General features: G+C 68.8%; 12 protein-coding genes. 6 read left to right on the forward strand and 6 right to left on the reverse strand.

Annotation, left to right across the window (positions count from 1 at the left end; translation table 11 throughout):
* Nucleotides 1-94: 94 nt before the first annotated feature.
* Nucleotides 95-721 carry a hypothetical protein gene (locus ACH4S8_RS15505; protein ID WP_398393983.1) on the forward strand — a complete coding sequence of 209 codons (627 nt, stop codon included), beginning with the start codon at nt 95-97 and terminating at the stop codon, nt 719-721.
* 75 nt (nt 722-796) lie between these two features.
* Here the strand turns inward: ACH4S8_RS15505 and ACH4S8_RS15510 are convergent, their stop codons facing one another.
* Both ACH4S8_RS15510 and ACH4S8_RS15515 read right to left on the reverse strand, forming a co-directional pair.
* A complete protein-coding gene (locus tag ACH4S8_RS15510) occupies nt 797-11,452 on the reverse strand; it encodes a LamG-like jellyroll fold domain-containing protein (RefSeq protein ID WP_398393985.1) in 10,656 nt (3,551 codons plus the stop codon).
* Between the two features lie 252 nt (nt 11,453-11,704).
* Nucleotides 11,705-12,169 (reverse strand): BMP family ABC transporter substrate-binding protein, encoded by a 465-nt coding sequence (locus tag ACH4S8_RS15515; RefSeq protein WP_398393987.1) that lies wholly within the window; start codon nt 12,167-12,169, stop codon nt 11,705-11,707.
* Nucleotides 12,170-12,607: 438 nt separating this feature from the next.
* On the opposite strand from ACH4S8_RS15515, the gene uraD reads away from it, so the two are divergent.
* From uraD to ACH4S8_RS15535, 4 genes are all read left to right on the forward strand, one after another.
* Nucleotides 12,608-13,138: a 2-oxo-4-hydroxy-4-carboxy-5-ureidoimidazoline decarboxylase gene (uraD, locus tag ACH4S8_RS15520; protein WP_398393989.1), complete on the forward strand. Its 531-nt coding sequence runs from the start codon at nt 12,608-12,610 to the stop codon at nt 13,136-13,138.
* A gap of 50 nt (nt 13,139-13,188) precedes the next feature.
* Nucleotides 13,189-13,596: a hydroxyisourate hydrolase gene (gene uraH, locus ACH4S8_RS15525; RefSeq protein WP_398393991.1), complete on the forward strand. Its 408-nt coding sequence runs from the start codon at nt 13,189-13,191 to the stop codon at nt 13,594-13,596.
* Between the two features lie 5 nt (nt 13,597-13,601).
* The gene (gene pucL / locus ACH4S8_RS15530) at nt 13,602-14,573 is read left to right on the forward strand and encodes a factor-independent urate hydroxylase (protein WP_398393993.1); all 972 of its coding nucleotides are present in this window, start codon (nt 13,602-13,604) and stop codon (nt 14,571-14,573) included.
* A gap of 76 nt (nt 14,574-14,649) precedes the next feature.
* Nucleotides 14,650-16,026 (forward strand): 8-oxoguanine deaminase, encoded by a 1,377-nt coding sequence (locus ACH4S8_RS15535; RefSeq protein ID WP_398393995.1) that lies wholly within the window; start codon nt 14,650-14,652, stop codon nt 16,024-16,026.
* Between the two features lie 198 nt (nt 16,027-16,224).
* Here ACH4S8_RS15535 and ACH4S8_RS15540 read toward each other — a convergent pair whose 3' ends face one another.
* Nucleotides 16,225-17,046 (reverse strand): chitosanase, encoded by an 822-nt coding sequence (locus tag ACH4S8_RS15540; protein WP_398393997.1) that lies wholly within the window; start codon nt 17,044-17,046, stop codon nt 16,225-16,227.
* A 103-nt stretch (nt 17,047-17,149) separates the two neighbouring features.
* Entirely contained in the window at nt 17,150-18,643 is a 1,494-nt protein-coding gene (locus ACH4S8_RS15545) for an MFS transporter (protein ID WP_398394125.1), read from the reverse strand.
* 122 nt (nt 18,644-18,765) lie between these two features.
* Between ACH4S8_RS15545 and ACH4S8_RS15550 the strand changes: the two genes are divergently transcribed.
* Complete coding sequence (locus tag ACH4S8_RS15550) at nt 18,766-19,167, forward strand: helix-turn-helix domain-containing protein (RefSeq protein WP_355979029.1); 402 nt, start codon at nt 18,766-18,768, stop codon at nt 19,165-19,167.
* A gap of 56 nt (nt 19,168-19,223) precedes the next feature.
* On the opposite strand, the gene ACH4S8_RS15555 is transcribed toward ACH4S8_RS15550, so the two are convergent.
* Together ACH4S8_RS15555 and ACH4S8_RS15560 are read right to left on the reverse strand one after the other, a co-directional pair.
* Nucleotides 19,224-19,646, reverse strand: coding sequence for an acyl-CoA thioesterase (locus ACH4S8_RS15555; RefSeq protein ID WP_398394000.1), 423 nt, complete (start codon nt 19,644-19,646; stop codon nt 19,224-19,226).
* Between the two features lie 85 nt (nt 19,647-19,731).
* On the reverse strand, nt 19,732-20,367 hold the full coding sequence (locus ACH4S8_RS15560; RefSeq protein WP_398394002.1) for a hypothetical protein: 636 nt from the start codon (nt 20,365-20,367) through the stop codon (nt 19,732-19,734).
* Nucleotides 20,368-20,378 lie beyond the last annotated feature (11 nt).

Raw genomic sequence — 20,378 nt, forward strand, 5'->3', positions numbered from 1 at the left:
CGCCACGCAGGAGGTTCTCAAGCCAGCGCTACCAGGGTCGTGCAGGCCCTCACAAGAAGACCACCCCAAGATGCTTCCATGAGACAATCGTTTCGTGATCGATCCCAAGAATATTGATCTGCCCAACTTCCTAGCCACTTGGTATGGCGCACCCAGTAAAAGCGGGACACCACTTCCAGATTCCTGCGATTGGCTGCCTGAACCGCTAAAAGAATGGCACACGCTGACCAGGCGGTGGGACGTACGGCTCACTTACACAACGTCAATGATTCCGCCTGAGCGAATTCGCATTGCCGAAGACGGCAAGGCTATTTTCATGATTGATTCCACAGGTGATTGGCGCTGGTGTATCGACCCGAACGACTCGGACAGTGTTTTCGACGCCGAGCTCTACGCGCCCTGGGAGAGAAATTCAGAACGGCTTACCGACTTTCTCGTGCACAATATCGTGAGAGAAGTCGTCTGTGGTGCCAACGCCAGAATGCGGGCGCTCGCTGTTTCCGACGAAGCACTGGCAGAAGTTCTCGCCCCACTGGAAGAAGTCGAGTTCGGAACCTGGAAGTGGCCAGCGCCGGGCTACCGGATCTTCATGGGGGATGAAACGCTCGCGGAGATTATTAAAGCTGATTCCGGCACTGGCTGGGACGTGGATGTAGTCTCACCCAAATTTGACCGTCTATCCCGCCTCGAAAAGATTTCCGGAGCGCGCTGGCGAGCGTAGGGGGCACGGTCTGATTTCACCAAGCGCGAGGCCGGACCCGGTAGTTCGGGTCCGGCCTCATTTTTTTATCGAGTGTCAGTTTGCGTTACCGATGTATGGTTTCGATCGGAATATACTACCGTTCGTTAGCCTGAATACGACGGTCAAGGAAGTGTCCTTCGGGAGCATGTCTTGCAACGTGGTGTCACAGGCCCAGCATACTTTCCGTTCGGCTTCCGGGTCCCGAAAGTGAATGTAAAGTGTTGCCTTTTGTATCCCAGGAGACTTGCGCATGAGTGCCGCCACTTGAGATTCCAGGTGATGCTTGTAGCCTGATTTTGTTCCAGGTGCAGGATTTCCGTCAACGCTTGAGTGGATATTGTTGCCTCCCGAGGAAAGCGCATCCGGAAACCATTCGCCGTCGTCCGAGCGGAGAGCGCCGGTGACACCTCCGGGGTAGTCAAAGTGGTCGCCAGCACGCTCGGCGGCCGCAAGCCCTACCTCATCGTCAGTCGGACAAGCGCCATCGGTGTTATGGACCAAGATCGGCGTACTACCAGCGAACACATAGTACGTGTGGAGCTGCTGGACAGTGAGGTTCCAGCGGTTGGCCGCACCAGGGGTGACTCGAGTGGTGACGACGTAGACGTGGCCGTTGGCGACCGTGTTGAGGGCGTCTCCGTGGTGGAGTTCGCCGGCCGGTTTCCAGGTGTGGGTGGTGTCGTTCCAGAAGGGGTGGTTGGCGGTGGTGTGGAGGGTGGCCTTGTGGCCGTCCTTCGTGCGGATGGTTACATCGAGCAGGTCGTGGTCGTGGTTGATCCACACGTGCTGGACCTTGCGGGCGCCCTGGTGTTTGCCCGTCTTGGCACTCGCGGCCTCGACCTTGTCGCCGACCTTGATCTTTCCGATCGCCTTGGTCTTGCCGCCCCCCATCAGCACCTTGGTGTCAGGGGAGAAGCTGCACCTACAACCAGTGCATTCGTTCGAGCTGCTACCGCCCGACTTCTTGGGCGCCTTGAGGCCGCCGCCCTCGCCCTCGGCCTCGGCCTCGCCGGCCTTGGAGGCTCCTCCGGCCGACTTCGGTGCGGCGGAGCTGACCGACTTGGCTGCGGAGGTACCTGTTGCGGCGTCCTCCCCGACACCGGCTTCGACTGCGACTGCGCCTCCACCTGCGGCGACGGCGCCGGCTCCGATGAGGGCCGAACCGCCTTCCAGGATTGAGGCGATTCCGGCGCTGGCGGCTGCGGCTTCAGCTCCGAACGCGGCGCCGTCGAGGAAGGCCGCGCCGATGGCTCCGATGCAGGCCCCACCAGTGGCGAGGATGCAGACGCCCGCACCGACCACGGCCAGAGTGGCGAGCGTCGCGACGATGGCGGTCTTGTGCTTCTTGACGAACTTGTCCGCGGCCCTCTTGGCCTTCTTCAGCGTGTTTTTGATTGACTTGCCCGCGTGCACGGCCGCCTTGACGCTGGCGTGGTAAAGGGCCTTCGTTTTCTTGATCGCACGGTGCACGTACTGCCGGGCGCGTTGGTACTTGTGCTTGACGTAGTGGTAGACGGAGGGATAGTGGTCGTGGACGTAGTGGGCGGCCTTGTGGGCGTAGTGCTTGGCCGCGCCGACGATGCCGTGCTTCTTGACCTGGTGGACGACGTTCCTGACGTGCTTGATGCCGGAGCTGATCGCGCGGCGCACGCTGGAGTGGTGCCAGGCCGAGGAGGCCTTCTTCTTGATCTTGTGTCCCACGGACCTGATGGCGCCCATGATCGACCAGTGACCGGTGGGGTCGGTGGCCGTCAGCGGGTTGTCGCTGCCGTAGGCGAAGCGGTCGGCATTGACCGAGTCGGGGACGGGGTTGAGGCCGACGGTGTCGCGGGACGCGAACTGACCGGTGTTGGGGTTGTACCAACGGGCGGCCATGTCGACCTGGGAGGTGTCCGGGTCGGTCCACTCGGACTGGTAGCCCAGGGAGCCGACCATGCCCATCGTGGTGAGGACCTTGCCGAACGGGTCGTAGGTGGTCGAGCCGGTCAGGGCGGTGCCTGAGTCGGTGAACTGGCCCACCACATCGTCGTGCACGTCGGTCATCGCCAGCACCTTGGTGCCGGAGGCGTTGATGCCGACCAGCGCGCCGCCGGGGTCGCGGCCGTAGGTGGTGCCGCCGTCCGAGGCCAGGTCGTTGCCCATGCCGGTGTAGGAGAAGGTCTGGTTGGACCCTCCGATGCCGGCGGTGACCATGCGGTCCAGGCCGTCGTAGGCGTACGTCTTCGTTCCGGAGGTGATCACCCGGTTGAAGGCGTCGGCGGCGGTGGTGGCGGTCTGGCCCCCGCTGATGGTCGAGCTCAGGGTGCCGCGGGCCGTGTAGCTGTAGGTGCTGTGCCCGTCCGAGGTCAGCTCGTTGCGGGCGTTGTATGTGTAGGTGTCCGCGCCGACCTGGGTGCGGTTGCCGGCGTTGTCGTAGCCGTAGGTGGCCGTGGTGGTGCCGTTGTTCCACGAGGAGAGCCGGTCGGCCCAGTCGTAGGTGTAGGTGTTGGAGGCCGCCCCGGCGAATCCGGTGGTGGTCTTGGTGGTCTCGTTGTCGTTCAGGTCGTAGTCGTAGGCGATCGACGCCTCGGTTCCGCCCGCCGGTTTGGTGAGGGTGTCACTGGTGAGCCGGTGCGCCCAGTCGTATCCGAGGCTGCGGCTCGCCTTGCCGGTGCCGTAGGAGACGGTCGACGGCAGCGACATCGAGTTGTAGCCGACGGTGGCGGTGGACCCGGTGGCCGCGTCGTTGACCGTCTTCAGACGGCCGGCCGTGTCGTAGCCGTAGGTGGACGTGCCCGCCGCGTCGGTGCGCGAGGTCATCTGTCCGTCACCGCCGTAGGCGAAGGACGAGGTTCCCGACGGTCCGGCCGTGGTCAGCAGGTCGCCGCGGTCGTCGTAGGTGAACGTGTCGTCTGTGCCCGGAGCGGCGGCGGAGGTGACGCGTCCGTCGGAGTCGTAGGAGTAGGTGTGGTCCGCGGTCGCCGCCTCGGCGCCGCTGCCGGTCTGCCTGGTCAGGTCACCGGTGGTCTGGTCGTAGGAGTCGGTGACGGACACGCCGCCGGGGGACAGTTGCTTCGCCACCCGCCCGCTGCCGTCGTAGACGGTGGTGTAGGTGCGGTCCGCGACCGCCGGATAGGTCGGCGTGGACGGTTCGATCTGCGACTCCGGCAGGCCCCACTTGTTGTACGTGGTCAGCCAGTCGTGCCCGGCCACGGGGTTGCCCGAGGCGTCGTAGCCGTTGCCGTCGGTGAACCGGGTGAGGTTGCCGACCGCGTCGTATCCGAACGACGTGGTGATCGACTTCCCGGCCGCGACCGGCTGCACCTCCTTGGTCACCATGCCCGTCGCATCGATGGTGAAGGTGGTGGTGTGACCGTTGCCGTCGGTGGAGGAGGTCAGGTTCCCTTCCGGGTCGTACGTCGCGGAGGTGGTGCGGCGCAGCATCCCGGTGGAGTCGTACTCCGCGGTGCCGGCCGAGTTGCCGAAGGCGTCGTAGGTGGCCTTCGAGTAGGTGTTGTCCGGGTTGGTGACCTTGGTGACCCTGCCGTCGAGGTCGTACTCGTACTGGGTGGCGTTGTTCGCGCCGTCCACGACCTTGGTCTGCTCGCCGGCCGTGTTGTAGGTGAACGAGGTGGTCACCCCGTTCGGCGACACGGACGAGGACAGCAGACCGCCGGGCCAGTCGTAGTGGTTGACGGTGGTGTACGCGGCCTGCGTGGGCCGCCTCTCGACGTCGGTCGAGGTGAGCTGGCGGCCCAGGTAGTCGTAGGTCGCCTGGGTCACCGCGCCGGTGGGGTCGGTCACCGACAGCAGGTCACCGTCGGTGTCGTAGGTGGAGTGCGACGTGCGTCCGCCCGGCAGGGTCTCGTTCACCTGGTCGCCGAGCTGGTCGTACGTGTAGGAGGTGACCTTGCCCAGCGCGTCGGTCTCGGTGGTGATCTGACCGGCGGCGTTGTACTGCGTGGAGGTCGCCGGGGTGATCGCCGTCGAGGAGCCCGGCGGCGTGTACGACGGCAGGGTCTGCGAGACCTGCTGGCCCAGCGGGTCGTACCCGGTCGTGACGACGTTGCCGTTCGGGTCCTTGGTCTCCGCCACTTCGCCGAAGGTGTTGTAACCGGTGTACGCCACGGGGTGCGAGGCGCTCACGGTCGAGGTGCCCGTCGAGGCGTCGGCCGTCTCGGCGTTCGCCGTCGGCGCCGTGGTGACCGCGGCGTTCCCGGCCTCGTCGTAAGAGTAGGACGTGACGTTGCCGTTCGCGTCCGCCGCCCAGGTCGGGAGCCCCCGATCGTCCAGGTGCGCCCGGGTGGTGTGCACCGTCGAGCCGGCCGCGGGAAGCGTTCCGCCGTACAGGCTGGAGACCTGGGAGGCGGACAGCACGTCGGAGTAGGCCTGGACGTCCGAGACGGAGCCGTTGGCGAACTCGCCCCAGGTGTTCGCGGACATCTTGCGGCCGATGTCGAACGTGCTGGTGCCGTTCCAGGGGGTGGTGAACGCCTTGGTGCCAGCCAGGGTGCCGTTGACGTAGAGGCTGAACTGGCCGGCGGCCGGGTCGTAGACACCGGTCAGATGGGTCCACTGGCCCACGACGGCGGTGCCGCCGTAGGCGGCGGTCCAGGCCGCGGCCGGAGTGTCGCCCGCGTGTCCGCCGAAGGCCCAGGTGTTGCCTCCGGAGGAGTAGTAGAGCTGGAAGGCGCTGGTGGAGGTTCCGTTCTGGGAGACGAAGGTGGAGTTGGCCGCCGAGGAGCCGAGCTTGACCCACGCCGACACGGTGTAGCCGGTGGCGGTGTCGACGACGGGACTCGTGGTCTCGGCATACGACGTGGAGGTGCCGTTGAACACGGCGCTGCCGCCGTGGTCGGTGGACCTCGTCACCCCGCTCGTGAGGGTCACGGCGTTGTTCGCTCCGGAGGAGTCGGCCGCGTTGCTGCCCGAGGTCTCGTTGAGCTTCCAGCGTCCGACCGGCGCGGTGGTGCCGTCGTGCACCGCGGCCGACGTGGTGTTGCCCAGCGCGTCGTAGGAGTACGAGGTGGTCTCCGGGTTGCCGGAGGCACCGGTGTGCGTGGAGGTGACCACGTGGTCGTCCGGGTCGTACGACACCGTGTCGCTGCGGTTCACACCCGAGGGGTCCAGCGTGGTCTTCGTGGTGCGGGACGCCGCGTCCACCGCGTAGGTGGTCGTGGTCGTTCCGTCGTTGGAGACCTCCTTGGTCAGGTTGCCGGCCGCGTCATAGGTGTTGGCCTGCTGCACGAACGACTTCGGGTTGTTCGGGTCCGTCACCGCGTCCGTGCGGGTGATCGTCGACGGCAGCCCGTTGTCGGTGTAGGTGTAGGACGTGGTGAAGCCCATCGAGTCCGTGACCGAGGCCAGCCGTCCGGCCGGGTCGTAGGCCCGCGAGTCCAGCGTCAGCGTCCGCGCCGCCGACGGGTGGTCCGGGTCGCCGGTGTAGCCGGGCTGCGTGGCGGTGATCTGACGGTTGTCGGCGTCGAAGGTGTAGTCCGTCTCGTTCCCCGACGCGTCGACCTCGGTGATCACGTTGCCGTACACGTCGTACGTGTACGTCGTGCTCTGGAGCGTCTTGTCCGAGCCGTCGGCGTTGAACGCCGACACCTGCGACTCGGCGGTCTTCCGGTTGCCCGAGTCGTACGTCCACTCCGTGCGCCGCGGACCGTCGCCGCCGGTCAGATCCTTGATCGTCTCGGAGGTGGCGTTGCCGTCGGCGTCGTAGACCGTCGTCGTCTGCGCGGTGTGCGTCGCGCCCGTGACACGGTCGGTGACAGGCGGGGCGGTGTCGGTGGTGACCTGGTCGTCCTTGTCGTACGCGTACGACGTCGTCAGCCCCGACGGATAACTGTCCGATGTCTCGGTCTTGGTCGTCCGGCGGCCGATGTTGTCGTAGCTGTACGCCACCGACGCGCCGTTGGCGTCGGTCTGCTTCGCCAGGTCACCGGTGTGGTTGTAGGAGTACGTCGTGGTCGCGCCGCCCGGCGTGATCGTGGACGCCTCCAGGTACGCCGGCGCGTTACCGCTGTCCGCGGCGGGCGTGGTCGACGTGGTGTACGTCGTGGTGCTGGTACGGCCGTTGGGGAAGCCCGGCACCGGCGGGGTGGTCACCGTCGTCTGGTTGCCGTACGCGTCGTAGCCGTAGCTCGTCAGGTACGTGTTGTCCGTCGGACCGGAGGAACGCCCGTCCCGCTCGGTCAGCAGCAGGTCGTTGCGCGGGTCCGGCGTCGGGTTCGCGGTCGTGTCGTCCGGATAGTAGGTGTAGTAGTCCGTCTCGCACAGGTTCTGCGCCTGGTTCTGGCACGTCGACTTCGACACCACGTTGCCGCGCACGTCGTGCCCGGTCGTGGTCGTGTTCCCGTCCGGGTCGGTGGTGGTGTAGACGAAGCCGGAGGTGTCGTAGCCGTACGTGGTGCGGTTGCCCAGGGCGTCGGTCTGGGAGAGGACCCGGTCACCGTTGTCGACGTCGTAGCCGTAGCTGATGTACTTCGTCGACCCGTCGGGGGTCGGCACCTGGATCTGCACCGTCCGCACCGGCGCGACGCCGGAGGAGGACTTGTACGCCGCCCACTGCTGCGTCACCTGGGCGGCGCTCAGGGCCGAGCGGTAGACCGCGACCTCGGCGAGCGATCCGTTCCAGTAGTCGGTCTCGGCCCCCGCGTACAGGCCGCGTCCGATCTGCAGGGCGCCGGTCGCGGACCACACGTTCGGCCGTGCGATCGTGCCCTGGAGCGTGCCGTTGACGTAGAGCGAGAGCAGCCCGCTCGTGGCGTCGTAGCTCGCCGTGAGGTGGGTCCACTGGCCGGTCGCCGCGATGGCCGTCGAGTACACGGCCTGCGTGGTCAGGTTGCCGCTCGATGAGTCGGCCGTCGGCACCCGCAGCGCCCACTTGTTCTGGGTGTGCTCGTAACCGAGGTAGAACCCGGCGTGGTACGTGCCGTCTTGGCTGACGGCCGTGTAGTTGCGGGTGGTCGAGGCGAGGTTCACCCAGGCCGAGACGCTGAAGCTCTTGGAGGTGTCGACCTCCGAAGTGCCGGGGCTCGCATAGGAGTTGGAGGCGTTCGCGAACGACGCCGCCTTCACGTCGGCGGACCCGAACGGGCCGGTGTCGCCGAGGGTGACGTTGTTGTAGGTGGCGTGGCCGGTGTTGACCTCGTTGGCCGCTGCGGCACCCGAGGTGTCGTTCAGCCGCCAGTAGCCGGAGGGCCTGCCGCCCATCACCGCCGAGCGGTAGACCTGCGAGGAGCCGGTGACCGTGGGCGGGACCAGCTTCCAGACGCCGCCGTTGTTGTCCGTCTCCTGGGAGATGGTGTCGTCGACCGCGTTGTACTGCACGGTGTTCTGGGTCTTGCCCGAGGGCAGCGTGATGGTCTGCAGCACCTTCGTGGACGCCTTGGCGGCCGTGTACTGGCCCGCGATCGTCGACGCGTTCAGCGGCTGGTTGAAGATCGCCGCCTCGGCCATCAGACCGTTGTAGTGCCCGAGGGTGTCGGTGGGCATGTCGGGCCAGCCGTGGGTGTCCACGCCCGCGCCGAAGGTGACGTACGGCTGGTTCCACGACCACAGGCTGCCGGCCATGGTGCCGGTCAGGGCGCCGTCGAGGTACATCGACTGGGTGTTGCCCGCGGAGGTGAGCACCACCTGGTGCCAGGCGTTGTTGTTGACCGCGCTCGCGGACTGGAGCGGGGTGTTGCAGCCCGCGGCCATCGCGAAGCAGCCGTGCAGCTTGCCGTTGGTGCCGATGTAGATCGCCGGGGTGTTGTACTTGGTGTTGGCGACCGGGTCGGAGTCGGTCAGCGGCTTGTCACCGTAGTAGAACAGCACCCCGCCGGCCTGCGACGTCTTGAACCAGAGCGACACGGACGCGTACGTACGCGTCGCGCCCGGCGTGGACGGTATCGACAGGTACGAGCTGGTGCCGTTGAACGACGCGGCGTGGCTGCTCGCCAGCGGTCCGGCCGAGCCCAGGGTGACGTTGTGGTAGGCGCCGTTGAGGTTGCCCTCGTTGGTGTCCACGCCGTCGGCGGCCGTCGTGCCGGACGTCTCGCCCATGCGCCAGTAGGCGAACGGGTCCGCGTCCAGCACCGTGGTGCGGTAGTGGTTGCCGTTCGCGTAGCCGTAGGAGGTGCAGTGCGTGGGGTCCTCCGGCGGGCAGACCTGCGTCAGGCTGTCACCGGTGTAGCTGTAGTTCCAGGTCGCGACCGTGCTTGAGTCCCCTGCCTTCGAGGGGTCGGTCGCCACCGTCGCCACGTGGGAGACGGTCGCGCCCGAGGGCTTCGACCAGGTGAGGTTCAGCGTCCGGCCCGAGACCTTCGAAGTGATCGTGGTGAGCTGGCCGGCGGTGTTGTAGTCGAAGGTCTCCGCACGGCCCGCGTAGTCCGTGATCGAGGTGATCGCGTACGCGCCGGTCCTGCCCGTGATCCCCGTCTGGAAGACATAGGCGGTGTCGTCCTTGTCGACCAGCTTGTAGCCGACGGCCGGGGTGGTTGTCGCGGTCAGCGACGCCCAGCGTCCCGGCGGCGGGGTGAAGGAGCCGTCGGCGTTCTTGCCGAAGCCGACCTGCGAGCCGTCGGGGTAGGTGATGTTGACACTCGTCACCGCGCCCGAGGAGTCCTTGACCTCGGTGGCCTCCATGTCCGCGACCGTCGACCAGCCCGCGCCGAACGCGCCGTCCACGCGCGGGTCCAGGGAGTTGTAGTCACGCTCGACCGACAGCGACGGGCCCACCGTCTGCACGTCGGCGTCGGTGTCGGAGGTGGTGTAGTTGCCGACGGCGGGATCGAAGTCGTGCCCGTCGGTGTTCTGCGACAGGCCCGAGGTCACCACGGGCTGCGGCACCGTGGCCGTGAGCTCGCTCTGCGTCCACGGCGAGTAGAGCAGGCTGTCGTAGGTGCGCACCTGCCACAGGTAGGTGCCGCCCCAGGCCATCTTCCCCGAGGGGACGGTCCAGTCACCGCCGGTGATCAGCCCCGAGTCGGAGATCACCGAACCGGTGGAGGAGTCCAGGAGCTGGAACTGGTACTTCAGCGCCGAGCCCGGGTAGTTGTCCGAGTCGTACCCGTACGCCACCAGTTCCGGCTTCAGCGTCTGGGTGTTGTAGTTGTCCGGCGGGTACGAGGCGTCGATCTGCGGGGCCACGTTCCCGTTCAGCGTCAGGTCGAGGTAAGGCCGGTAGCTGGTGGGGGCGTTGACCGAGTCGAACTGCTTCCAGTGCAGGGCGTCGGTGTTCGTCGAGTACAGCGCGAGGCCGTGGTTGCTCACCGTTCCGCCGGCGATGCCGTTGAACCAGGAGGTGCTCAGCGGCACGTTCATCCACGTACCCGTGGACCGCGAACCGCCGGAGTTCGTGCACGCCGCACCCGGGTTGGCGGTCAGTGACCCCAGCGCGGTGCTGTCCCACGCCGGGCCCGGGTAGGAGGTGACCGTCGAACCCGACCACGAGGCACTGATGGGCGCGACGGAGAACGGCTCGGCGGTGCAGGTGGCGGCCCAGATGTCGAAGAGGTGCAGGCTCGCCGCCGACACGCTCTGACCGGTGATCATGCCGGTCAGGCCCGTCAGGTGCAGGAACGAGTTCGCGCTGTGCGTGCCGGAGTCGTAGGACCCGACCTTCAGCACGTCCTCCGTCGAGTGGTCGCCCGAGAGGCCGCTCTCGGCGTACGTGCTGTCACTGATGGCCAGCGTCGGGTCCACCGTGACCGGCCACACCCGCTTCTCGGCGCCCAGCCACGACCGGTCCGCCGTCATGGTCAGGATCCAGTCGTCGCCGGACCGCGAGAGTCCGTACTCCACGGCCTGCGACCTCGTCGGCTCCCCGGACCTGCGGTTCAGGTGCGAGTCCTGCATGAACGCGTGCGGAATCCGCTCCACCACGGCGCCCGAGGCGTCGGTGAACTCGACCGACCCCTTGTCGGCTCCCTTGTCGGCGAGCCGCGGCGTCAGACCCTTGGCGTCCAGCTTGAACGACCACGACGTCGGCGCCTTCGCCGAGGACAGGACGATCTTCTCCTTGACGCCGTCCGCCAGCGGTACCAGCTTCAGGTCCGTGTCCGGCAGCACGCCGGCGTAGGTCACGGTGCCGTCCGCGTCCGTGACGCCCGGCACGTCCTTCGCGCCGTCCAGCGCGTACGCCACCTGGTGCCCGGACTCGGACTCCACCGACGCCAGCCGGTCGTCCCCCGCGACACCGGCGACGTTCACCGCCACGTCGTTGGCCTTCTCCCGCCAACGCCCGCCGGACTTCACCAGCGTGGTGTCGATCGGCTTCCAGGAGCCGTCGGCGGCACGGAAGTTGTGTCGGGAGAAGTACACGCGCTTGGTCGTCGTGCCGTTGGCGTTGCGGAACAGGTCCGTCGTCGCCGACGACTTGGCCGCGTCACGCTTGCTCGTCGACGCCTTGAACCCGTCCCGGCCGTTGGCCGCGCCCGTGGTCACCGTCTTCTTGCCGCGGCTGTGCCGGGTGTACTCGGGCAGTTGCCCCTTGCCCTTGCCCGACTTGTGCCCGCGCCCGCCCTTCGCCCGGGTGTGAGCCGCCGAGGTGGTGTGCTTGAGCCCGCTCGCCGAACCGCCCTGCTGCTTGGGCAGTTTCAGATGAGGGGAACGCAGCCAGTCCCAGAGGCCCGACACCGACAGCTTCGGCATGCTCAGCGCCGGCAGTGTCATCCCCTGCGCCACCGCCTCCTCTGCGCTCGGCACGAACGACAGGAGGAAACAGACGACCACCACGACCATGCGCGCCGCTTTGCGGCGAGGTGACCAGGGTGGTGGTTGGGAGGAACGGCGACGCCAGACGGGAGACATGAAATGACCTTTTGTGGATACGTATCGATCATGAAAACGACTCGATAGTTCCTCAACCGGTCACTCTCTGACCATAGTCAGTTGATCTTCTTACTTGATCCTTATGTTCGCAGGTCGGAGGCTGCCCGATTTACCCAAGAGGGCGCACCCGAAACCGAGTTGAACCCGACTACTGACGGTGAATCAGGACGTGCCGGTCAGAGAGGTCAGAAGCCCCCGTATCCGGTCCTGCACCTCCGGCTTGCCGCCCTCCCTCACCACCGAGACGTTCGCCGATCCCGGTCCGTCCCCCACGACGACGAAGCGCACGTGCTTCTGACGGGGTGCCACCGCGCGCACCGCCTGTCCCGGCGTCGCGCCGACGGCCACCACCACCGAACAGTGCTCCTGCACGAGGGAGTTCACATAGGGCTCCACGTTCGCCCGGGTGTCCGGCCCCGTCGCCGACAGGAAACTCACCCGCACCTTGGTCGCGCGGGAGGCCTCCTGCATACCGGCCCACACCGGTGCCGCCGGCACGCCCGGTGCGACTCCGCGGCTGTCGGTGAGGAGGCAGGCGTCCACGTCCCGGTACGCTCGGGCCGTCGGCAACTCGCCTCCGTCGCCGGACGGCCACAGGCAGACTCCCGCCACCACGGCGGCGACCACGCCTCCCAGTCCTGCGCCGAAAGCGACCCGGCGTCTGCGCAACGCTCCGGGCAAAGCCGACCAACTCGGCCTGAACGACCGGGACGACCACCGCATGTCTGCACCCTTCGACAAGGTTCTCGGGGCGACCGTCGCCCGCGAAGAGGTGAGCATAAGGCAGCGTCTCCCCCCGGTGATCTTCGAGAGGTCCCAGGTGGGCGGTTCATCCGCCCGGCGCGTGACACACCGTCTTGTATCGGGCGACGCGGTGCCGCCCCGCGTCGACCGCGAGCGCCGGGTGCCGATGCCGTGCAGAGTGGACATGGTGATCCCGGTTCGCCGCTGCCCGGCTTCCGTCACCCCTCGTAACCCAAAGTTTTCAACAAAGTGTTGACGCGGTTGTCGCCGAGGGCGTTAGCTGGGCGCAGCCCGTCCAGCACCAGGCCACGGAGGCTCCCCATGACGTCGAGCACGGCATCCGGCGGCCTCGCCCGCTTCAACGCCCTCGACGAGAGCGCGGCCCTCGCCGTCCTCCACGAGGTGTGCGCCTCCCGCGCCTGGGCCGAGCGGCTGCTCGCCGCCCGTCCCTACTCCACCGCGGAAGACCTGTACGCCGAGAGTGACGCCGCCACGGCGGGCCTCGCCACCGCCGACCTGACAGAGGCGATGGCGGGGCACCCGCCCATCGGACGGCCGAAGCCCGGCGATGCGACCTCCTCGCGCGAACAGCGCGGGATGGCCGGCGCCTCCGCCGAGCTCAGAGCGGAGATGCTCGAACTGAACCTGGCCTACAAGGAGAAGTTCGGCCATGTCTTCCTCGTCTGCGCCACCGGCCGGACCGGTGAGCAGATGCGCGACGCGGTCAGGGAGCGGATCGGCAACACCGCCGAGCGGGAGCGCGAGATCGTCCGCGTCGAACTGGGGAAGATCAACCGCATCCGGCTCGGCGGTCTCGTGCGCGACGAGCCGCCGGGCGCACCGGGCGGCTGACGGGCACACGCACAGGAAGTGCCCGCCGGCCCCGTACAGGAAGAAGAGACATGAGCACCGACACCACGGCCTCCGTGTCCACCCACATCCTGGACACCAGCGCGGGCCGCCCCGCCCGCGGCGTCGCCGTCCGGCTCGCCGCCCGCGCCGGGCGCGAGGGCGACTGGCGGGCGCTCGGCGGGTCCGCGACCGACACGGACGGCCGGTGCAAGGACCTTCCGGCGCTCCCGGAGGGCACGACCCACGTACGGCTCGACTTCGAGGTCGAGCGGTACTTCGAGCAGGATCCGGCGACAACGACACAGCGAGCCGATGCGCAGCAGGACGCCCCCGCGAATCGGGACAGCGATGCGTTCTTCCCCGAGGTGAGGGTCACCTTCGCCGTCAGGCCGGGCGAGCACTACCACGTACCGCTGCTGCTCAACCCGTTCGGCTACTCCGTTTACCGAGGGAGCTAGCAGACATGACCGAACCTTCCCGCAAGGGCCGCCCGGTGCTCCTGGGCCAGAACCAGTACGGCAAGGCCGAGAACCGCGTCGTCAGGATCACCCGCGACGGCGCCACGCACCACGTCAAGGACCTGAACGTGTCCGTCGCGCTGAGCGGCGACATGGAGGAGGTCCACCTCTCCGGCTCCAACGCCAACGTCCTGCCGACCGACACCACCAAGAACACGGTGTACGCCTTCGCCAAGGAACACGGCATCGAGTCCGCCGAGCGGTTCGGCATCCACCTCGCCCGGCACTTCGTGACCGGCCAGGAGCCGATCAAGCGGGCGCGCATCCGCATCGAGGAGTACGCCTGGGAACGCATCGAGGTCCCGGACGCCGAGTCCCGAGACTCAGGTGCGGACGAGTCCCGGGCCTCGGGTGCGGACGAGCCGAGGCACTCCTTCGTCCGCAAGGGCCAGGAGACCCGCGTCACCCAGATCACCTACGACGGCGACGCGTGGGAGGTCGTCTCGGGTCTGAAGGACCTCGTCGTGATGAACACGACGGACTCCGAATTCTGGGGCTTCGTCAAGGACAGGTACACGACGCTCCCCGAGGCCCACGACCGCATCCTGGCCACCCAGGTCTCCGGCCGCTGGCGCTTCGGCTGGACCGACGGCGAGCAGCCGATGCCCGCCTGGGACACGTCCTACGAGCAGGTCAGGAAGCACATGCTCCAGGCCTTCGCGGACACCTACTCCCTCTCGCTCCAGCAGACCCTGTACGAGATGGGCGCACGGATCATCGAGCACCGCGACGAGATCGACGAGGTCCGCTTCTCGCTCCCGAACAAGCACCACTTCCTGGTCGACCTGACGCCGTTCGGCCTCGAGAACGACAACGAGGTCTACTTCGCGGCCGACCGCCCGTACGGGCTCATCGAGGCCACCGTCCTGCGTGACGGCTGCGAGCCGCGCATCCCGGTGGACCTGACCAACCTGTAGAACCGCCACCACGGACCCGGTCGTCACCCCGCTCGGCCCCGGGTCCGTCCGCCGACGGGAAGAACGAGGAACCGCAGTGGCAGTCCAGCGCATCGTCATCGAGAACTGCGCCGTCGCGACCGTGGACGCGGGCGACACCGAGTACGCCTCGGGGCACATCGTCGTAGCCGACAACAGGATCGAGTCGGTGGGCGCCGGAAAGGCCCCCGGGAACCTGGAGAACGTGGTCCGCCGCGTCGACGGCACCGGACACCTGGCCACGCCCGGCCTGGTCAACACCCATCACCACTTCTACCAGTGGATCACCCGCGGCCTCGCCACGGACCACAACCTCTTCGACTGGCTCGTGGCGCTCTACCCGACCTGGGCGCGCATCGACGAACCGATGGTCCACGCGGCCGCCCAGGGCTCCCTCGCCATGATGGCCCGCGGCGGCGTCACCACCGCCATGGACCACCACTACGTCTTCCCGAAGGGCTCCGGGGACCTGTCCGGCGCGATCATCCGGGCCGCCCGCGAGACCGGCGTCCGCTTCACCCTCGCCCGCGGCTCCATGGACCGCAGCGAGAAGGACGGCGGACTGCCGCCGGACTTCGCCGTCGAGACCCTCGACGGGGCGCTGGCCGCCACCGAGGCGACCGTCGACGAGCACCACGACGCCTCCTTCGACAGCATGACCCAGATCGCCGTCGCGCCCTGTTCGCCCTTCTCCGTATCCACCGAACTCATGCGGCAGGGAGCGGAGTTGGCCCGCCGCAAGGGGGTACGGCTGCACACGCACGGTTCGGAGACCGTGGAGGAGGAGCAGTTCTGCAAGGAGTTGTTCGGCATGGGCCCGACCGAGTACTTCGAGTCGACCGGCTGGCTCGGCGAGGACGTGTGGATGGCCCACTGCGTCCACATGAACGACTCCGACATCGCCGCCTTCGCCCGGACGAGGACGGGTGTCGCCCACTGTCCCTCCTCCAACGCCCGGCTGGCCGCGGGGATCGCCCGGGTCCCCGACATGCTCGCGGCCGGCGTCCCGGTCGGCCTCGGCGTCGACGGCACCGCCTCCAACGAGTCCGGCGAACTCCACACCGAGCTGCGCAACGCCCTGCTCATCAACCGGCTCGGCGCCCACCGCGAGGCGGCCCTGAACGCCCGTCAGGCGCTGCGCCTGGGCACCTACGGAGGCGCCCAGGTCCTCGGCCGGGCGAGCCAGATCGGCTCCCTGGAGGCCGGCAAGCTCGCCGACCTCGTGCTGTGGCGGATGGACACCCTGGCGCACGCCTCGATCGCCGACCCGGTGACGGCACTGGTCCTCGGCGCCGCCGCCCCGGTCACGCTCTCGCTCGTGAACGGCCGCCCGGTCGTCGAGGACGGTCGGCTGCTGCACGTGGACGAGGACGCCGTCGCCCGTGCCACCCGGGACGAGGCGCGCCGCCTCGCCCGGATCGCCGAAGAGGCGTGACCGGCACGGAACTTCGGCCGGGCCCCGTCCCGATCGCGGGAGGGGCCTGACCGCCGCGGAACTCCGGCCGAGGGGGACGGCCCTCGGCCGGTGGCCGTGGACCCGAGCGGGGTCCACGGCGGCCGCCGCCGGGGCGCGCACGGACGTGCGCGCCCCGGAACGGTCCCCCCCGTCTCATGCCGCCCCGTGCCGCGCGGCTCAGCCGATGTGGTAGCTGTCGCCGTAGACCTTCCAGTCCAGCGGCGTGTCGAGGTTCAGGTTCCGCTTGCGTACGAAGACCCGTTGCTCGGTGTCGACCCGGGTGGTGTCGGAGTGGGCCTCCTCCTGCTTCATGGCCCACACCCGGGCGTCGAGGAAGGCGTTCAGGTACGTCACCTCGTCACCGCCCTGGGCCGGCGGCTTCGCCTTCGCCAGGGCCCGCCTGCGGATGTTGCCGAAGCTGGTGCTGTCGTCACCGTTGCCGTGCATCACGACGGCGTCGTAGTACGTGAACTGGCCCAGCGCGCCGATGCCGTCGGCCTTGCCCTGCGCCACGGCGGGGTTGAAGTAGACGCGGTCCCGCTCGTCGTTCTGGGCCTGCTGGAACGCCGTGTCCTGGGCGGCCCGGCGCCAGTCGGCCGGGAAGCCGGGGTCCAGGCCCTCGTGGGAGTCGCCGCCGTTCACCTCGCGCAGGGCCGGCAGGTACTTGGCCAGGACGTTGCCGGGCTTGCGCCGGGTGTACAGCTCGACGAGGTCGAGCATGTCACCGGTGCCCGAACAGAAACCGATGATCCCGGCGGTGTAGCCGCGCCCGTCGCCGATGTCCTCGATGTACTTGTACTGCGCCTTCCAGTCCAGCGAGGAGTTCTCCGCGCTGGAGACCAGCTTCATGGCGATCTCCTTCTTCGCCGGGTCGTCCAGACCGACCGCCGAGGCGGTCGCGGTCTGGGAGGCGATCAGGGGGAGGGATCCTGCCACCAGCGAGGAGCCGATCAAGGTGAGCAGGGTGCGCCGCGAAGGGCGTATGTGGGGGGTGTGCACGGTACCTCCGATGGGGGAGCGGTGTTTCCGCGTACTGTTAGGAAAGTTTCCTACCAGAGTTCGAAGGTGACGTACACCCGTTCGGAGAAAGGGAGTTGACGCTTTACCTGCTCGCGATCGGTTCGGGAGCCGCCGTCCGGCCGGGAGCCGCCGTCCGCTCGGGAGCCGTCGGGACCCGCCGGGGCCGCAGCAGGACGGCGGCCAGGATCAGGGCCGTGGCCGCGGCGGCCGTGGCCACCGTGAACGCCAGCCGGTAGCCGTCCGCCGTCGCCGCGAGGACCTGCTCACCCGCGCCGGTCAGCCGTTCGGTGCGGCTCGCCGCCAGGGTCGTCAGCACCGCGAGACCCAGGGAACCGCCCACCACCTGCGTGGTGTTGAACAGCCCCGAGGCCAGACCGGCGTCCTCCGCCCGGGCGCCCGACATGGCCAGACCCGTCACCGCGGGCATCGCGGCCGCGAAGCCCGCGGACAGCAGCAGGAGCGCGGGCAGCACGTCGGTGAGGTACGCCCCCTCGGCGGGGACGCGGCCGAGCAGGGCCAGACCCGCCGTGATGAGGGCGAGTCCGGCGAGCAGCACGCGGTACGGGCCGAAGCGGGCGACCGTGCGCGCCGACAGGGTCAGCATCAGCACGCCGATGGCGACCGGCGCGGGCAGGAACGCCGTACCGGTGAGCAACTCGCTGAATCCGAGGACGCGCTGGAGGTAGAGCGCGCCGATGTACTGGAAGCCGTACATCCCGGCGATCATCAGGATCTGTACGCCGTTCGCGCTCGTCAGGGCCCGCGAACGCAGCAGCCGCAGCCGCAGCAGGGGGCGGGCGGCCCGTGCCTGGCGCGCCGTGAAGCCGGCGAAGAGGGCGAGTGCGAGCGCGCCGAGGGCGAGCGTGCCGCCGAGACCCCGGTCCCCGGCCCCGACGATCGCGTACACCGTCAGCATCAGGGCACCGGTGACCAGGACCGCGCCGGGATAGTCCGCGCCCGCGCCGAGCCCGGTTCCCTTGTCCGGAGTGAGGATCCGCAGCGCCGCGACCAGGGCCAGTACGCCGATCGGCAGGTTGATCAGAAAGATCCAGTGCCAGCCGAGCGCCTGGGTCAGCGCGCCGCCCAGGAAGGTGCCGAGGGCCCCGCCCGCGGCACCGACCGCGCTGAACACCGCGATGGCGCGGCCCTGTTCGCGGGGCTCGGGGAACAGCGCCACCAGCATCCCGAGGACCACGGCCGAGGTCATCGCCCCACCGACGCCCTGCAGGGCGCGGGCCGCGATCAGCGTGCCCTGCCCGTCGGCGACGCCGCACAGCACGGACGCCGCGGTGAACACGGCCAGTCCGGCCGTGAACATCCGCCTGCGGCCCAGCAGGTCGCCGAGCCGGCCCACGAGGAGCAACAGCCCCCCGAACGGGATCAGATAGGCGTTCACGACCCACGCGAGACCGGGGGCGGAGAAGCCGAGGTCGCTCTGGACGGCGGGCATGGCCACGGTGACGATGTTCCCGTCCAGGACCGTCATCAGGGTCCCCGCGCACAGCACGGCCAGCGAAGCCCACCGGGAGAAGGTTCGTGGTGCCGGCGTCCTCGCCGGTCCGGTCCGGGACAGCATGACGGTGACCTCCGTGTTCTCCGTGGACCGCTCGGGTTCCACGGACGTTCTCCCTTGGTGCACGACTTGTAACGGGGTACATCGTGGGTGACCATGGGAGGCCGACGTAAGGAGGCACTTCAATGTCCCAGGGGAACACCGGTGTTACGTCGCAGGCAGTGCTCGCGCAGGCGTGCCCGGTCCGCGAGGTTCTTGACAGGGTCGCCGGGAAATGGAGCGTGCTGATCATCGTGGCCGCCGCGCACGGCCCGATCCGCTTCACCGAACTGGAGCGCAGCATCGAGGGGATCAGCCGCCGCATGCTGACCCTGACCCTGCGCAACCTGGAGCGCGACGGCCTGGTCACCCGCACCGTGCATCCGACGGTGCCGCCGAAGGTCGAGTACGAACTCACCCCGGTGGCCCGCGAGTTGCATGCGACGCTGCTCTCCCTGACCGACTGGGCCGAGCGGCACCGCGTCGCGATCGCCGAGTCCCGCGCGGCCTACGACGCCGAGCACCGGCCGGAGTTGGTCGACGCGTAGGCCGTGCGGCAGGTCGGCGGCGGGTCGGTCCACGGGTCTGCGGGGCGGCCGTCCGGTCAGAGGCCCAGCGGACCCGGGTCGGTGGCCAGTGACTTGAAGGCGTCCCGGGCTCCGGGCACCAGACGGCGCTCGGCGAGGTCCATCAGCCCGCCGACCCCCGTGATCTCGGCGGCCACCGTGCCGTCGGTCTTCCTGATGGTCTGTTCGACGCGGAACGTCTTGCCCTCGCCCCAGAGGAAGGCGCACGTCACCTCGACCTCGTCACCGGCCCGCAGTTCGCGCCGGTAGCGGATCGTCGCTTCCAGCGCGACCGGGCCCACACCGCGGGCCAGCAGCTCCGTCTGGCTGATCCCGGCCGCCTGGAGCATCGACCAGCGGGCGTGCTCGGCGTACTGGAGGTACACGCTCTGGTTGAGATGGCCCTGCGTATCGGTCTCGTATCCGCGCACGGTCACGGGGACGAAGAACGGCTCTGCCACGACTTTCCCTTCGACGACGACTCGACGGCGACTGCTTCCACGACCGCGACGGTCCTCACGGTTTCCCCGCCCCGGCGCACGCGGCTCACGTCCGCCTGGGCGAGGCCAGAACGTACCGGACGCCCGTGCGCGGCTGTGCGTGTTCGCCGGTCTGCCAGCCCGCCTTCTCCAGGGTGGCCGCGCAGGCCCGCAGCGCCGCGGGGTCCGGCTCGTGCACGGCGACGGCCTCCGGCTGCGGTGTCGCCCGTATGCGGTAGCCGCCGCCCTCCGCCCGGGCGGGCCGGTGCCCCGCCGCCTCCAGCGCGAGTGCGGCGGCCTGCACCAGATGGGTCCGCTCCCAGCCGCACGGAAGGCCGGTCGCGCCGTCCGGACGGGTCATCCGGCGCAGCTCCAGCAGCCCCTGCCAGGCGCTGTGCACCTCTCTGAGCCGCGCGGGACCCTCCTCGGCCCCCTCCTCGCCGCCGATCCGCGCCGCGAACACCCCGGACGTCGCCGGAGCCGGTGCCTCGGCGCGGTCGGCAGGCTCAGGGGGCCCGGGATCCTCGCGCAGCCGATGTCCGGCCGGGGTCAGGAAGTGGTCGCGCGGCGGACGCGGATGACGGAAGGCGAGCCCCCGCTTCACCAGAGCGGCGAGCTGGGCCTCGGTGCCCTTCAGCCGCCCGGTCACGGGGTCGGCCGCGTCGACGATGCGCCGCTGCGCGGCGGTCGGCGGTCGTGTCACGGCGCGCTCCC

The sequence above is a fragment of the Streptomyces sp. NPDC021080 genome, assembly GCF_044333225.1.
Taxonomy (GTDB): Bacteria; Actinomycetota; Actinomycetes; order Streptomycetales; family Streptomycetaceae; genus Streptomyces.